The organism is Phaeocystidibacter marisrubri, from assembly GCF_008933165.1.
Lineage (GTDB): Bacteria > Bacteroidota > Bacteroidia > Flavobacteriales > Schleiferiaceae > Phaeocystidibacter > Phaeocystidibacter marisrubri.
Map to the genome: position 1 here is coordinate 306,266 of NZ_WBVQ01000001.1, position 15,283 is coordinate 321,548.

Consider the following 15,283-nt stretch of genomic DNA (forward strand, 5'->3'; position numbering starts at 1 on the left):
TCAGAGGGTTATTTAAGTTCGAGTAATAAGGCGTCTTTACTGATCCCAGCCCTCACTTTTTCAATGAGATAATCCGCTAAGGCAGTTACATTCTCTTCTTTGAATTGAAACTTTCTAACATACTTGATGAGTGTTTCTCTTTCATCTGGCGTCACTTTTCCGTCGGCCCAAATCATACGGGTTAAATCGTAGAGATATTCCACACGGGTCTCTATAGAATCGGGGATGTCCAAAGAGCCGGTTGTAGATAGAAGAACGCGGTCTAGTTCTATCTCCGATATTCCTCTTTCTAAGGCGAACTGATAAAGGGTTTTCCATTCCTCAGCCGAAAAATCTCCATCTGTCATGGCCATTTGATAGAGGCGCAAAAAGTGTCCTTTGATTTCTGATGTAATCTTCATAGGTGGTTGATCTAGGTTAGTGTCTATCACTCCATCGTCTGAGCTCGAAGACGGAGTTAAATTTCAATTGTAGCAGTTTAAGGGCAGGCGGGTCTTCACTGAAGAAGTGGTATTCTTGCCTACCTTTCGCAATATTGTCGATTGCATTTTGGAGTACTTCCAATGCGTCCTCTTTGGAGTCGAGATCGTTGATGAGGTTGATCCCCGCTAGATAGGATTCTGTGCTTTCCTTTCTTAGTCCAGCACACCATTGAGACAGGCCTTGGTTGAAGTGCAACTCCGGATGATCTACAAGTTCTAGTGCCTTTTGAACATATTCGATAGATGTGCTGAAGTCTCCAGCTTCATAAAACACCCAACTCGCATTGGAGTAGTTTTGCGCAGTTTCACGTGCTTCTGCATTCTCCCGTCTTTCCGTTCGGTAACTCTGAAATGCATCAATCAGCCCACTAACACCTTCTGCAATGGCATCCACTTCGTTGGCTGTTTCTTCGGGTTGAATGTTTCCTTCCTCGGACTCGTTATTTTTCTTGACAAGTGCTGTTACTTCTACATATAATGTCAGTCCTTCCCAAACATTCGGATTCTCAAAGCAGAGGTATAAGGTGGGCTGAATGGGGTCGTTTATCCGTACAATTCCCTGAGAGTAGTTTTCACGAGTGCCAGTAGTCCAATGGCTGGAGGCAAGATGCTTACTGAATTGTATGGCGTTTGATTCGTCTGTCACATAGATGTTGCAACGAACATTTCCTTCTGGGACAGTCATTGAGTTAAATAGAGAGGAGGAAATCCCAGAGGGCTCTAATGCTTCAATGAGTTGAGAGAAGAGGTTTAGGCTTTCCGAAGAGCTCTCTTTCACCGCGCGAAATGCGTAATACCATTCAATGGTGTTTTCGGGGAGTGAAAGGGCTAAGTATGTGCGATTATCTCCAGTTCCAATTGCAGCTCTAGTGGAGTTGTTGAGGTAGAAAGACTGTGTTTGTTGAACTTTTACAATCTCAAGGTTGTCCTGTGCGTACGCAAAGAATGAGAGGGTAGATAAAAGAAGGGTGATTACAGGCAGTTTCATAAGGAGGAGGTTTGTTTTGTAGGTGTAAGTACATGATAATCAGTTGTGTTGTGCGCTGGTTTTTTCCTAAGGGTAGGTATTTGTTTCCGAGATGCCCTATTGCATTTCCGCGTAATTGTCTGCAGATACTAATAAGACGGATTGGAAATCGTAGATCTGCTCAAGGCTCTCCAATGGATGGCGAGTTTCTTTTTTCTCCATATTGAAAGTTCCCAAATACTTGGTGGTACCGTTGAAGTGAAAGCGGCAGAGTGGTTTTCGATTGTTGTCGTCTAGTAGAACGCCGCAATAGGATTGGGTGTCTCTCATCGCGATTCGTTCAACGGGAATTTTGCGTCGAAGAATGGCCACTACAATTTTGAAGGCTTCGCTTTCTTCTTCCGTTGTTACTATTTTACTGACAGGCTCTGTGTCGATCTCTTCTTGCTGACGGATCTCCAACTCTTTGTTGAGTGCAGAATTTAGTCGGTCGTTTACCCGTTCGCTAATTGTTTGAGAGGCTGCTTTTTGAACCAGCTCCTGAAATTCGGTCATCACCTTTTCGGTTATCCTGCCAGAATACACTTTGGATGTTAATAGACGTACAAAACCAGGAGAGGGAGATTTGAGTTCTTCGTTGAATTGGTATTTCAATTCTTTGATATACTTCAAAGAACTCGCGTTGGTGAGAATGGTATCAACGTCAAAATTCGACTTGTGAAATTTTGCAATCTCGTTGATGGTGGCCTCTTTTACGTCGCAGATGTTGAATTCGAGAAAAGGCTTCTCGTCCATCTTATTTGCGTTTTCAAGATCGGTATAGAATCGAAATTCAATACCGTTGGTCAGAAGGGCAAAGCGCGTCTTCGTGGTGTGAAAGTATCGGAAGAGTTGTGAATTGTGAACATTCAAGTCTTCTTTCCAGTGCTTACATTCAATGATAAGAATGGGTTCTCCTTTTTGGAAGATGGCGTAATCTACTTTTTCCCCTTTCTTCAATCCGATGTCCGCCGTGTATTCAGGAATAACTTCGAGAGGATTGAAGGTGTCATATCCTAAGGAAGCAATGAAGGGGAGTACGAAGGCGTGTTTGGTAGACTCCTCAGTATGAATTTTCTCTTTTAGCTGTTCTATTTTTTCACCCAATGCTTTGAGTTGATTCTGTAATTCCATGATTTCGTTTGTATTAGAGTTATTTACACAACCAAACCCGCACGCCTCCGTGATGGGAGCAGGTGCCTGAGCCGGTAGATTTGCTGTAGGTGCCATCCTTACAAATTGCCCCTATTCTCGAGCCTACGATGGAGTCGCATGGTACGGCATCTTTGAAGTAGGCATCTTCTGTTGGAGGAGATGCCGGATTGATAGAGCAGGTGACAAGGAGCAGTGTGAGGCTTATGTAATTCAGGTGTTGAAGCATTTTAGTTGTAAGTGTTGATGGTGTATTTCAGTTTCCATCTGCCTCTTTCATATCGGAACACGAATTCTTCCACTGGTCGCATTCCTTTGAATTCGGTCTCTTGAAGTTTCAATCGTTCTCCGTATTCATCAAAGTGAACAGAGGTTTTAACCAGTCGAATGTTTTCTTCAAATAGAGTGGTGACTACGCATTCTGTAGCTGTACGTTCTTCTATTCGAGAAATAGAGAAGTCAACCTCGTTGGTATTGATGAATGCAAAGGAGAAATCAATTTGAAGAGGAATCTCTTTTGTGATTCGGACATCCTTGTAGATGAAGGCGGCAGAATTGGATAACCAATAGGCGTGATAGGGATTCATAGGGTCCATTTGAATTCCTGCCGCGCGAATACTCCTCTGGGTAGAAAGTGTGTTGAATCCATTCGTAAATACCATCCTATTTCGGTATCTCGAAGAAATTCGGTCAAATGCCTTATATCTGTTGCTGATCTCTGTAAGGTTGGAAGGTGTTCCATTCTTTTCATGGAATTCTTGTAAATGATCGGCAGTAATCTTTTGTTCAAATTGATCCAAGTATGCGCGAATCTGTTCATTGATGGTTTTACTGTCGAGTACAGGAAGGGTGTCGCGAAGTTGAATTACCAAAGGCTGGTTGGTAGGGAAGGAGTCGAAAGTGATGGTGGTGTCGATGTTCTCAAACTCGAACCTCAGCTTCAAAGGGAGCGCTTGATGGGTGTCATATTGGATGTCAAACTCTCCAGAGTTATTGGTGAGATCCGATTGATTGAGAAGAGCCGATGAGATTTTTACATCGGGAAGAGGGCGCTCGTTGTACATGACAAGTCCGCGAAGAGTAGAAGTACTATCGCAATTATCACGTATGATGATGGTGTTGGGATTGGAGAAGTAGGCGACTAAAAATACCGCGAGCCCGGTAACGATCTTAACAATGCCAGAAGCATTTAGCTTGAATGCTCCAGGTATGGCACTACCAAAGGAAGCTAATCCAATGGAGGCGCAAACTCTGAAAAGTCGGTACTGGCTCGCGGTGGGACAGGGAAGGAAGAGACTGATAGAAATTATAAAAAGAATAATGACCAACCCTGACCATAAGGGAAGACTAGATCTCAGATGTTTGAGTCCGTAATGGATGTTAACACTTCCGAGCGCTAGGTATTTTGCCTTATAGTTTCGCATTCAGATGAATTACGGATTTGAAGTGTAGGCGTCGTATACGTTCCAGGCCCATATTCCAAAAGGAATGATGATGGTCCATAGCAGAAAAAAGGCTGCAATTCCTCCTACAATCCAAATGAGGATGCCTTTTAGAACTTCACCTTTAATCAATTGACCGAGTCCCGGTATGAAGAAAGAGACGAGAGCTGGGAAAGAGTGGGTTTGTTTATTCATGACATTGATATTTATAGAATCATTTATCGGGCTTTGATAATGCAGAAGTTGGAAGCGGGAGAGTCGTTTCCCTTTGAGCGATTGTTTTGCCATTGAAGCGGTTGAAGGTTGGAGATTTCGTCTCCGCCTCCTTTTGATACGGGAATGATGTGATCGACCTCCCATCCGGTTCCATTGTCGATGGTATGGCCATATTTTTCGAATTCAATCCATGCGCCGCATGAATCTTTTCTTCTTTTGGAGGGATCTACTCCCGCAACCACGGTGGCCTTTTTCCACACGGCTTCTATTCTTTCATCTGAGAATCGATCGCCGTGTGCGGTTGAGTTGGCCTTTCTTTTCATAAGAGGAGTTCGCATGTGTTAAAGGATATTTGAGGTTAATCAAGAAACTTCTGGCACCATTCCGCCATCTTGATGGTTAGTGGGTTTGAGCTCATTTTCAACTTCCACAAATAGGCGTGCTTATATTCCGGATGGTAGGATGGGTTTGTGAGAATACTCTTGAATAATTCTTTGAATACAATTCGTTGTTGGCGAGGTTTGAAGAGTAGGAATAAGAAGACGTGTATCCTTTTCCACAAAGTGAATTGTTGATAGAATGAAGGTGTGAAGTTTAGATTCGCAAGAAGCTGTTTGGCTTGATCTGCCGCTTTCCGTTGTTGTTCGCGCTTGCGCTCTTCTCTTTCCATTCGTTGACGCAACAGTTCGCGCTTCATCTCCTCAATGGTAAGTTGCTCAACATGGTCCAACTGATCAATGAATCGGATGAAGGCAGACGACCCCATTTTCTTTATTTCGAGATTGGAGTCGTCAATCCATTCAATCATGAGTTTTTCAACTGGAGTGATGGTGCGATTGGATAGATTCATCCACGCAGGAATCGTATTCTCACCGATCTCAATCTTGTATTCCGAGTCGGTTTCTTGAAGTTTTCGCTGCTCGAAGTAGATCACCAAAAGCAGATCGGATAATGTTTTTCTATTCTCTTCTACAGAGAGGTCATACAGCGTCGTGAAGTACTTTTTTCCAATTTCGAAATTCTGTCCAATCAGAGTACCTGCTGTGTGATTAATGACCTTCACCAGGCTCGAACGCTTCTCTTGACGGATGAGAATGGCAAGACGATTAAAGACGTCATCCAATGAAATGATATCACTTCCATCATTGTGGTAAGGGATTCGTTGAAAGGTTTCCAATACCGTCACAATTAGTTTATCCCGCAGGGTGAGTTTCTGTCTTCTATTATCTTGAGAAGTTGAATCTGCGGCTGAATCGAACCAATTATATAGAGTCTCTCTTACCATCTCAGGATAGTAGTCGTATGCTCGTTGAAGTCCAATTGCAATGGGGATTTGCAGATCGTCGATGACGGTGAATTCCTCTAAGACATCTATCAGTTGTCGACTGTGATGTTGTATGATTCGAGGTAAGGATTCAGAGAGGCGGCTGATTGCAAGCGGATCTTGATCTTTAGTGATCGTTCTCAGCGCTTCGATAAATCGTTCATCTAAGTCGTTGGGGCTGTCGTAATTTGCGGCGTACGAAAGTGATAGGGCAATCGTCGCTTTGATGTAGGAAACGGAATTGTCCTTTGATGTCCCGTCTGGCTGGTTGTCCTTGCTGTTGTATCGGATGCTCGACATCAGCGAGTGAATGCGATCGTCGGTTTGCCAATTGAAGACAGTGTTGAAGTAAAGGTCATCATGTTCGAGTTCTCTCCAGCGCGCCATCGCCTTGGCGGCCACTCTTTGAATAATGATGTTTTGATAGGAGGCCAACTCAAGGAAAATCGTTTCAACCATGTGGAAAGACAAGAGTCCGATATTGCTCAGTGTGTCTCCAATGGCTTGGCGAAGTGTCATCCTTCGTTCTCGAGTGCCATATTTTTCCCAGTTCGATTCTTTTGGGTTTACGGTATCCACCACCGATTGCTTGAGCAAGGGCAAAGTGACCAAGATGTGTCTCTTGTAGTTATTCCATGCCACGGCAATGATTTCCAGATGTTGAGCAGAGTTTCGACTTCGGATTAACCTCTTTTCTTCATTGATGTCTTCCAATGCAAAGAAGGGTAGGATGAAATCAATGTCACAGTAGTCGAGAGATAGCAATTGGGGATCGCGGTGTTGCCAAAATTCAGCCACGAACTCTTGCATACAAGAGAAGAATTGGTCGTCATACATTCCATCTAGCAAGGCCATTCCAAGCGCAACGAGTTGTTCTTTTTGGCTGAGGTTCTTAAACCAGATCGAGAGTCCAGAGCCAGAGGATGTGACCGAAGTAATGAGTTCGTCTAGTTTTTCTTCTGTGTAATTTTCTCCGTCAGAAAGGAGATGGAGAAACATTAGAATTTGTTCGGGCGAGCTAAATCTACGGGCGAGCTTTAAGATGGATATGTTTTGGGCAGAGGATTCGGTTAGCAACATATGGCGAACTGAATCCGATAATTTGTCTTGCACTCTATCAAATTGCCTTTCGGTAAAGTCTGCCAGGACCGACGGTTCGTAGTGAGGCTCGTTGGGTATGTTGAACCAACACTTATCCGCAAATGCCTCTAGGGTGTCCCATGTGTCCACCGTGCTGTCGGTGGTAACAAGGATATAGTGTCCTTTCTCTGCAATCGAGAGAAATCTTTTCAAATTGTGATCGAAAATTCTAGGATGCGCTTCATCAATGATGAAGACGGAAGGGGAGTCAAATGCTGCTAAGCTTGAAAAGAGGCTCAGCTTTTCTTCATTCTGAATTAGTTCTCTTGGTGTGAGGTCTTCTGAGTTTTTAACGAGGGAAGATGCAAGATGGCGAATGAAGCTGCTCTTGTCAAAGCCCGTTCCTCCGGCTACTATAAGGATTTTACCTCTTACTAGTTTTTCAAAGGCTGTGGTTGTAAAGGTGGGCTGTATGTAATGAGCAGCTGAATATGCATTCAGGTTCGGCTTGGAGAAAGAAGGCTGATCTTTTTCTCTATGTATGTGAATGTCACCTATAGCGGAGTATTTCGCATGAATTTGCGAATTCTCTATATGCGTTTCTCGAGTGGTATTTGTTTGTGAATTTTCCATCAATCTTTCTGGTTAATGTTGATGGTCATATCACGACCTGAAAAGTATTCTGCTGTGATCTGAGTATTCTCCCCAAGAATTACAAGCCCAGAATCCGCCACTGAATTTGTGCGTTCATTTTTGGATGCAGATTGTTCTTTATAGAGGGTTATTCTATGCAGAATAGCTAGAGCCACTTGAATGTTCTGAGGATTGAGAATGGGCTTTTTCTGCCATTCAACAGGCAGTTCTCTCAGTAGAGAATCTGTTTCTGGATGATATAGATATATAGGAGTGGTGGGAAGGCTGGCGTTTTCTGGAAGCGCTTGAATCTCATTTACGATTGCGGAGTTACTTCCTGTCAAAATAATGTGAAATGAAGCAGGATCTTCGAAGGCTAGGTTGCCCTCATCTTTCGAACTGACCCAAATGAATTTCAGATTTGATTTTTGAAGAGCGTCTTGAATATCACCATGCTCAATAGAGTCGGCCGGGTTGTGTACTACGTTGACTTTAAATTCTTTGTCAGCTTTTAACGCTAATTGTGAGAATGCCGATTTCCATTGTTCCACACACTGTTGGAAGTTGTGAAAACTCTTTAAGCCAATGAATTCAGAAAGTGAGTCAGCGTAATCTTGATTGATACCAATAGATTCTTCACTTTGTTCGTTGGCTTTTGTCAACTTACTAAGGAGATCTTGTAAGTATCTTGGGGTAATTGGAGAGGAAAAAGAGCCACCTTTGACTTCTTCGGCAATTTTCGTACTGATCTTTTCAAATCCACCTTTGTCGAGTTGACCTACGTCAGCTTTGTGGGCAGATACTTCTAAGAGTATCTCTAGGTGTAGTACAGAATAGTTGGGCATAGTCGTTTACTTTCTTTGTCGAAGTAAAGCGACTTATAGAAGCACCGTGGTGCGGGTTTTCCGAAAGCGGAATAGACTTTTCCTAAAGGAGGTTTAAGATTTCCGAAATTTTGGTCTTGTAGTTTTCACCTATGGGAATAGTGTGGTCCGCAAGGATCAGTTCGCCGCGGTCGTAGGAATCAATTTTGTTGATGTTTACGGCGTAGGAACGATGCACTTGAATAAACTGGTCGCCAGGTAGTTTCTGAAGGATGGCAGCCATGCTTTTTGAGACGTCAACTTTGAGAAGAGGTGAGGCATGGTTTGGCGAGTGGTAAATCTCACTATAGGCCCTAGACGCCTTGATGTAGTGAATGTCGTCGTAGGGTATTTTTCTCTTCTGCGACTCGTTCGCTTTTTCCTTAATGAACAAGGCTTTGATAGCTGGAGTAGTGACTGGTGAGCTTTTGGATTGCTTTAAAATGAGGTCGACTTGAGAGAGAAGTAGGGGGGCGGCGAAGGGTTTATTCATGTAGTACGAATGATGTACGTCTCTGGCTTTCTGAATGATGCGTTCGTCTGTTTTGTCGGTTAGGTAAAGAATAGAGGTTTTCTGTTGCTGATTGAATCGTGCTGAGAGTTCTATACCATCCGTATCGCTACTCAAGTCTATATCCATGATTACTAAATCTGGTTGGAAATCAAGGAATTTTTCCCACGCATCTTCAGGGGTATTTGCCTCACAAGTTTGATACGCAGAAGCTTCTAAAAGTGAAGCGAGGTTTGCAGCAGTTAGGATATCATCCTCTACAATTAATATCTTTGAGTTCATACCTATACTACTTTTAACCCTCCAAAAGTAAAGATTTGAATTACATATTGTACTACGCAGTGAATCGTCCTATTTCGCTGCTTGTATATATGATCCTATTCACTTGTGTGACAAGTAAGGGTCAATCTACAAGTATCATAGAGCAGGATGTGCAGCGAGCTGATAGTTTGTTCAAGAATAAGGAATACGACCTAGCCTATCATGCCTACATGGAGCTTTCTGAACGTTTTCAAGACGAGCAAGGGTGTCATTTATTGTTGCAAGCTGGCAGATCAGCTTATCTTCAGGATTCGCTTGCAGAATCCTTTGAGATTTTTGAAAAGTGTCAGCAGATTGCTTATTCGAACGGGTATGGTGATCTACTTTTTTTGTCTGTTAGTAGCATTGGGGGCACACTCTCACAAGTAGGCGAACGAAGAAAAGCAAATCGGTACTATTTGGAAGCTTTGCAGATTGGGGATTCGCTGGGATATCACGGTGGTGATGCCGTGCTCCATTACAACCTCGGTCTCAATTTCAAAGAAATGGGGCTGTTCGATGAGTCGATTGGACAGTTGAATATCGCTATTCGCCTTTTTGAAGCTGACAGCAATCAAAGATATTTGGCGAGAGCTTATCAGACTCTGGCTAATGCTTTTCGAGAGGTTGAGAAGGACTCATTGTCTCTTTTCAATCACAAGAAAGCCCTTGAAATGTTCAGAGAGAATGGAGAGGTACGTGAGATGTCGTCCAGTTTACAAGACATTGGCAACACGTACAAGCAATTAAAGGACTATCCCAAAGCACTTGCATACTACGAGCAGTCTTTAGCTACAGGAGATTCTGCATATAAAGCGACAACCATTGGTAATATGGCTGAGGTGTATCATGCCTTGGGTGATAATGAAAAGGCAAGGTTTTACTATCAAGAATCAATTAGGCTAAAGCGAAAGAAGAAAGACAAGACAGGTGTTGCTCATACACTCACCCAATTTGGAGACTTGTATTTGGCCTTAGGGGAGTATGAGAATGCTAAGGAGGTGCTCAATGAAGGGGCCGCTTTAGCTGAAGAGGAAGACTATTTGATCATTCTTTTACAGAACTATGAAATTCAACAGCGCCTTTATGCGAAAGTGGGAGATTTCAAGTCGGCATTTGCAGCATTGACGAAGTACAAGGAGGTAAATGAATTACTGAACGACGAGAACAAGCGCGAAATCACGGAGCGAATGACCGCTATGTTTGAGCTCAAAGAACTTGAGCAGCAGAACAGATTGTTGCACGAGGAGAGTAAGCTCAACAGACTTCAAGCCGAAAAAGAAAGAGCTGAGAAACGGTGGCTCCTAACGGGATTTATATCGTCGGCCATCTTATTAGTTCTCTTTGGAAGACTATACAATCAAAGTAAGAAACATGCGCGATGGCAAGAGGTGAAGAGAAGAGAATTACAGCATCGAACCAAGAATTCTCTTCAAACACTGATTAACTTATTTCGATTTCAGGAGCGATTTGCAAAGGCTCCAGGTGAACAAGACCTCTTGAAGCAAGGGCTAAGTCGTGTGGATGCGATTATGATGATCAATCAAAAATTGTCCAACACCAAAGAAGAGTTGAATTTTACTGAATATGTTCAAGAATTGGTAGAGCTCAATTATCAAAACTACAAGGTGGAGATCCCGAATTTGAAGGTGGAATGGGATGTAGAAGAGATAGAGGTAAACCCCAGCCAAGCAACCTTAACAGGGTTGATTGTGAATGAGTTGATAAACAATGCGTTCAAATATGCTTTTAAGGGGAATTCAGCGCCTTTATTAAAGGTTTCTCTGAAAGAAGAGTCGGGTACGCTCTATCTCACCATTCATGATAATGGGGCTGGGTGGAACGTGAACATTACAGAGAAGAAAGGCTCGGAAGGATTAGAACTCGTGGAGATTTTTGCCAAACAATTGAAGGCGGAGTTCAAGCTTGAATTTCAGGAAGGGACACGGGCTAGTTTGGTGATCAAAAAAGAACCGGCGACCTCTTGAGAAGTCGCCGGTAAGTGGATTATTTTTGAATAATCACGTACGTACTGTCTTGAACTTCAATTACGCTGGAAGTCACGACGGATACGTTGGAGACTAGTACATCAACGTAATAGTATCCAGAGTCCAGTGGATCAAATCGGAACTTACCAGAAGCATCCGCATGAGCTGTGTCCACGACGGAAGACGTGAGATCATCATACAAGATCAACTCAGAAGGATAGATGGGCTCTTCTTCGCTGTCAATCACTAATCCAATTAGAATTGGACGATCTGTATCTTCCCCACCCATACTCACGGCAACGCCATCTGATGGGTAGTCTTCTGTGATAACATTTTCACAACTGCTTAGACCAATTGCCAATGAGAATGCAAAGGCCACGGCAAAGAATTTTTTATTTAATGATTTCATGGTTATCTACTTTTTAATGAATTAAATCCTTGAAAAGCAGATGTTTGCTGAGCATAGTTATCCCCTCCAATTTCCCGCTAAGCGCGGATTGTCATAGCATGACATTGGGACCGAGCTGAGCAAACAGCCGCCGGTTGTGAGGAAGGAGGAATGGGGCTACTTTCTTTTTGTCGTCTTTTCCTCAGAAGACTCGAATTGGAAAGTTTTGCATTCCAAATGATGCTCAGAACAGAAGAAGGGATTGATCGGAACTCTTCGTCTTTTACTCTAGTTGTACATGTTAGAGGTTCTGAACTCGTGATTTGTGATCTTAAATCTGAGACTAAAGTACAGGTAGGGATAAGGTGGTCTGAACGGGCGTTGAAGAAATGATTCCCGCGTAAAACCCGCGGGAACCCGCGGAAAGATGTGAAGCGCAATGAGACGCACAGTCCATGAGTCTGCAGGAGGCAATAGGTGAGAAATAGAGCAAAAAAAAATCCCGCCTGATAAGTGCGGGATTTGAGTTTTCGACGGAGTGAATTACGATGACACTTCTTCTTGCAAAGCGAGTGGCTGAAGGAAGCTCATGGCTTCATTGATGTCTTTCACATTGGAAATCACCAAGCTAAGACGATCGTTTTTCTGCTTCATTTGTGCTCGTTTGTGCTGTGTGGCAACAAAGTTGAGCATGCCTTGGAAGAGGGGGCTATCGAAGTATTCACTGTCTTTTTTAGAAGTAAAGTAACCAATGAACTTACCCATCTTGATGACGATCTTTTCAAAGCCAAGGTTTTGACCAATCCACCGCAGGTGCATAGAGTTGATGAGGTCTTCTACGGGTTGAGGCAATTCGCCAAAACGGTCGATAAGTCCTTCTCTAAATTGATCCAATTCTTCCGCCGATTCAAGAGAGTCGAGCTCTCGATATAGGCGCAAGCGCTCTTCAATATTGTTTACGTATTCGTCTGGAATTAGAATTTCTAAGTCGGTGTCGAGCTGGCACTCTTTGACGTATTTGCCCGACTTTAGCTCGTCTTGATAAAGGTCTTTGAACTCGGTTTCTTTGAGTTCTTCTACGGCTTCTGCAAGGATTTTCTGGTAGGCGTCCATGCCCATGTCTGTGATAAATCCAGACTGTTCGGCACCTAGCATATCCCCAGCTCCACGGATTTCAAGATCGCGAAGAGCGATTTTAAATCCACTTCCCAAATCACTGAACTGTTCGATAGCTTGAAGGCGTTTTCTCGATTCATCTGGGAGCGTTCCGAGAGGAGGGGTGATGAGTTTGCAAAAGGCTTTCTTGTTACCTCTACCAACACGACCTCGCATTTGATGGAGGTCACTCAATCCAAAATTCTGTGCGTGGTTGATGATGATGGTGTTGGCATTGGGAACGTCCAATCCACTTTCAATAATGGTGGTGGATATAAGTACGTCGAATTCGCCTTCCATGAAACTGAGCATCATGTCTTCTAGCTTCTTGCCGTCCATTTGGCCATGTCCAATGCCAAAGCGGACATCCGGGCAAAGTCGCTGTAGAGTGCCCGCTACTTCTCGGATATTTTGAATTCGATTATGGATGAAGAAGACCTGGCCACCTCGACTAACTTCGTACATAATCGCATCTCGAATGGCTTCTTCATTGAACCCTATCAGTTCTGTTTCAATGGGCTGTCTGTTGGGAGGCGGGGTGTTGATTACGCTTAAATCGCGAGCGGCCATCAATGAAAATTGAAGGGTGCGCGGAATTGGCGTAGCCGTGAGCGTAAGGGTGTCTACGTTCACTCGAAGTGTTTTCAACTTGTCTTTTACCGCTACACCAAATTTCTGTTCTTCATCAATAATGAGAAGCCCAAGGTCTTTGAACTTGACATCCTTTCCTACTAATTTGTGGGTACCGATGATGATGTCGATTTTTCCGTCCGCCAAATCCGCAAGTGTGGCTTTTGTCTTAGCTGCGCTCTTGAAGCGGTTTAAATAGTCGATTCGAACTGGAAAATCCTTTAATCGCTCCGAAAAGGTTTTGTGGTGTTGAAAGGCGAGAATGGTGGTTGGAACGAGCACTGCAACTTGCTTTCCGTCAGTGGCTGCTTTAAACGCCGCGCGTATGGCCACTTCGGTCTTGCCGAATCCTACATCGCCACAAACCAAGCGATCCATTGGTATGGTTTTCTCCATATCCATTTTCACGTCTTGCGTAGCCTTGTATTGATCTGGAGTATCTTCGTACACGAATGATGCTTCCAGTTCATGTTGAAGGTAGCTGTCTGGCGAGAATGAAAAGCCCTTGGCTTCTTTCCTTTTGGCGTACAATCGAATAAGGTCGTACGCAATCTCTTTAACCTTCTTCTTGGTTTTGTTCTTGAGATTATTCCAAACCGGTGAACCGAGTTTGTGAACAGCTGGTGCGGTACCGTCTTTGGAATTGTATTTGGAGATCTTGTGAAGCGAGTGAATAGAGATGTAAAGCGTATCCGAGTCGCGATAAATCAACTTAATGGCCTCTTGCGTCTTGCCATTCACATCGATCTTTTGAAGTCCACCGAATTTGCCGATACCGTGATCTATGTGTGTTACATAATCACCGTATTGTAAGCTGTTGAGCTCTTTTAAAGTGATACTCTGTTTCTTCTCAAAACCGTTCTTGAGGCGGAACCTTTGGTATCGTTCAAAGATTTGATGATCGGTATAGAACGACATTTGGCGTTCAGTGTCTTCCCAACCTTCGTGAAGGGCACCGAGTACAGGAGTGAACTTTACTTCGGCTCCGATGTCTTCAAAAATGGAGTGGAAACGTTCAATTTGCTGCTGACTCCCGCATAAGATGTAATTGGTCCAACCGCGTTTGGTGTTCGCATTGAGCGTGTCAGTTAGGAGCTCAAAGTTTTTATTAAAGCTCGGCTGAGGTTGTCCGCTAAAAGAGAATCGCTCCTGTGTTGGGTATTGCTTGGAACCGAATTCTACAACCTTGAAACTTTTCAAGTTTTCCCCAAAAGTCTGACTATTGGTAAAGAGTTGATAAGGTTTGTAGTGATTGATATCGGACGACAAGGTGGCATAGATTTCCTCAGCCTTATCGTAGAGCTTGTCTAGGATCTGCCCCGTTGTGCTAGCATCTTTTACCCAAACAGTGGTGTTTTCTGGCACGTATTCCAAGAAACTCTGGCGGGTTTCAAGCACCTTTTTGTTGTCCACATTCGGGACAATTTCCATTTTCTTGATGGGGTCGATGGAGAGCTGAGTTTCCACGTCAAAGGTTCGAATCGAGTCTACTTCATTGCCAAAGAACTCGATACGTACAGGATGGTCGTGCGCGAAGCTAAAGACATCGGCAATCCCCCCACGAATACTAAATTGACCAGGATCCGTAACAAAGTCGACACGTTCAAAGTGGTATTCGAAAAGCGTTTCGTTTAGAAAGTCGATGTTCAGTTTATCGCCTGTCTTTACTTGAAGTGTATTTGCTCGAAGCTCCTTCTTGGTGATAACCTGTTCAAAGATGGCATCGGCGTAGGAGACAATGAGTGGCGACTTTCGACGGTTAGAAATGCGGTTGAGCACCTCGGCGCGAAGCAGGATATTGGCATTGTTCGTACCATCAACTTCATAGGGTCTTCGATAAGATCCTGGATAGAAGAGTACGTCTTTATCACCGACTAATTTTTCTAGATCATTCAGAACATACGCCGCCTCTTCCTTATCGGTAAGGATAAGAAGAATAGGGGTTTGGCTACTCAAATAGGAGGTAGCTGTAAGTACAGATAGGAAAGATCCGGGCACGCCGTCTAGTCCAAGGGCCACTCCAGAGGGGGTGTCTTGGATCTTAGATATCCACTTTTGAACCAGTGGTTGTTCGGCGTAAAGCGAGAGTAATTCTTTCGCGTTCAAATGTTTG

General features: G+C 43.6%; 13 protein-coding genes. 1 reads left to right on the forward strand and 12 read right to left on the reverse strand.

Annotation, left to right across the window (positions count from 1 at the left end):
- Positions 1–8 precede the first annotated feature (8 nt).
- The 10 genes from F8C82_RS01355 to F8C82_RS01400 all read right to left on the reverse strand — a co-directional run bounded on the left by F8C82_RS01355 (position 9) and on the right by F8C82_RS01400 (position 8,991).
- Entirely contained in the window at positions 9–401 is a 393-nt protein-coding gene (locus tag F8C82_RS01355; protein ID WP_151691642.1) for a hypothetical protein, read from the reverse strand.
- Between the two features lie 16 nt (positions 402–417).
- Positions 418–1,470, reverse strand: coding sequence for a hypothetical protein (locus tag F8C82_RS01360; RefSeq protein WP_151691643.1), 1,053 nt, complete (start codon positions 1,468–1,470; stop codon positions 418–420).
- 96 nt (positions 1,471–1,566) lie between these two features.
- Positions 1,567–2,718 (reverse strand): type I restriction endonuclease, encoded by a 1,152-nt coding sequence (locus F8C82_RS01365; protein ID WP_308419986.1) that lies wholly within the window; start codon positions 2,716–2,718, stop codon positions 1,567–1,569.
- Positions 2,642–2,869, reverse strand: coding sequence for a DUF3761 domain-containing protein (locus tag F8C82_RS14980; protein ID WP_151691645.1), 228 nt, complete (start codon positions 2,867–2,869; stop codon positions 2,642–2,644). The genes F8C82_RS01365 and F8C82_RS14980 overlap by 77 nt, the downstream gene beginning before the upstream one ends.
- Before the next feature lies 1 nt (position 2,870).
- Positions 2,871–4,064 (reverse strand): hypothetical protein, encoded by a 1,194-nt coding sequence (locus tag F8C82_RS01375; RefSeq protein ID WP_151691646.1) that lies wholly within the window; start codon positions 4,062–4,064, stop codon positions 2,871–2,873.
- Positions 4,065–4,073: 9 nt separating this feature from the next.
- On the reverse strand, positions 4,074–4,277 hold the full coding sequence (locus F8C82_RS01380) for a hypothetical protein (RefSeq protein WP_151691647.1): 204 nt from the start codon (positions 4,275–4,277) through the stop codon (positions 4,074–4,076).
- A gap of 23 nt (positions 4,278–4,300) precedes the next feature.
- The gene (locus tag F8C82_RS01385) at positions 4,301–4,636 is read right to left on the reverse strand and encodes an HNH endonuclease signature motif containing protein (RefSeq protein ID WP_151691648.1); all 336 of its coding nucleotides are present in this window, start codon (positions 4,634–4,636) and stop codon (positions 4,301–4,303) included.
- A 20-nt stretch (positions 4,637–4,656) separates the two neighbouring features.
- On the reverse strand, positions 4,657–7,335 hold the full coding sequence (locus F8C82_RS01390) for a hypothetical protein (RefSeq protein WP_151691649.1): 2,679 nt from the start codon (positions 7,333–7,335) through the stop codon (positions 4,657–4,659).
- Positions 7,335–8,180, reverse strand: coding sequence for a hypothetical protein (locus tag F8C82_RS01395; RefSeq protein ID WP_151691650.1), 846 nt, complete (start codon positions 8,178–8,180; stop codon positions 7,335–7,337). Before F8C82_RS01395 ends, F8C82_RS01390 begins: the two co-directional genes overlap by 1 nt.
- Before the next feature lie 82 nt (positions 8,181–8,262).
- Entirely contained in the window at positions 8,263–8,991 is a 729-nt protein-coding gene (locus tag F8C82_RS01400; RefSeq protein ID WP_151691651.1) for a LytR/AlgR family response regulator transcription factor, read from the reverse strand.
- A 35-nt stretch (positions 8,992–9,026) separates the two neighbouring features.
- On the opposite strand from F8C82_RS01400, the gene F8C82_RS01405 reads away from it, so the two are divergent.
- Positions 9,027–10,997: a tetratricopeptide repeat protein gene (locus F8C82_RS01405; RefSeq protein WP_151691652.1), complete on the forward strand. Its 1,971-nt coding sequence runs from the start codon at positions 9,027–9,029 to the stop codon at positions 10,995–10,997.
- Positions 10,998–11,016: 19 nt separating this feature from the next.
- Here F8C82_RS01405 and F8C82_RS01410 read toward each other — a convergent pair whose 3' ends face one another.
- Together F8C82_RS01410 and mfd are read right to left on the reverse strand one after the other, a co-directional pair.
- Entirely contained in the window at positions 11,017–11,406 is a 390-nt protein-coding gene (locus F8C82_RS01410; RefSeq protein ID WP_151691653.1) for a hypothetical protein, read from the reverse strand.
- A gap of 522 nt (positions 11,407–11,928) precedes the next feature.
- Entirely contained in the window at positions 11,929–15,276 is a 3,348-nt protein-coding gene (mfd, locus tag F8C82_RS01415; RefSeq protein ID WP_151691654.1) for a transcription-repair coupling factor, read from the reverse strand.
- Between the last annotated feature and the right edge of the window lie 7 nt (positions 15,277–15,283).

What these genes read in the sequence shown, in the direction of transcription:
- F8C82_RS01365 (WP_308419986.1), bottom strand. Translation starts at nt 2,718, where the DNA reads ATGGCACCTACAGCAAATCTACCGGCTCAGGCACCTGCTCCCATCACG.
- F8C82_RS01390 (WP_151691649.1), bottom strand. Translation starts at nt 7,335, where the DNA reads ATGGAAAATTCACAAACAAATACCACTCGAGAAACGCATATAGAGAAT.
- F8C82_RS14980 (WP_151691645.1), bottom strand. Translation starts at nt 2,869, where the DNA reads ATGCTTCAACACCTGAATTACATAAGCCTCACACTGCTCCTTGTCACC.
- F8C82_RS01385 (WP_151691648.1), bottom strand. Translation starts at nt 4,636, where the DNA reads ATGCGAACTCCTCTTATGAAAAGAAAGGCCAACTCAACCGCACACGGC.
- F8C82_RS01375 (WP_151691646.1), bottom strand. Translation starts at nt 4,064, where the DNA reads ATGCGAAACTATAAGGCAAAATACCTAGCGCTCGGAAGTGTTAACATC.
- F8C82_RS01360 (WP_151691643.1), bottom strand. Translation starts at nt 1,470, where the DNA reads ATGAAACTGCCTGTAATCACCCTTCTTTTATCTACCCTCTCATTCTTT.
- F8C82_RS01410 (WP_151691653.1), bottom strand. Translation starts at nt 11,406, where the DNA reads ATGAAATCATTAAATAAAAAATTCTTTGCCGTGGCCTTTGCATTCTCA.
- F8C82_RS01380 (WP_151691647.1), bottom strand. Translation starts at nt 4,277, where the DNA reads ATGAATAAACAAACCCACTCTTTCCCAGCTCTCGTCTCTTTCTTCATA.
- F8C82_RS01355 (WP_151691642.1), bottom strand. Translation starts at nt 401, where the DNA reads ATGAAGATTACATCAGAAATCAAAGGACACTTTTTGCGCCTCTATCAA.
- F8C82_RS01400 (WP_151691651.1), bottom strand. Translation starts at nt 8,991, where the DNA reads ATGAACTCAAAGATATTAATTGTAGAGGATGATATCCTAACTGCTGCA.
- F8C82_RS01395 (WP_151691650.1), bottom strand. Translation starts at nt 8,180, where the DNA reads ATGCCCAACTATTCTGTACTACACCTAGAGATACTCTTAGAAGTATCT.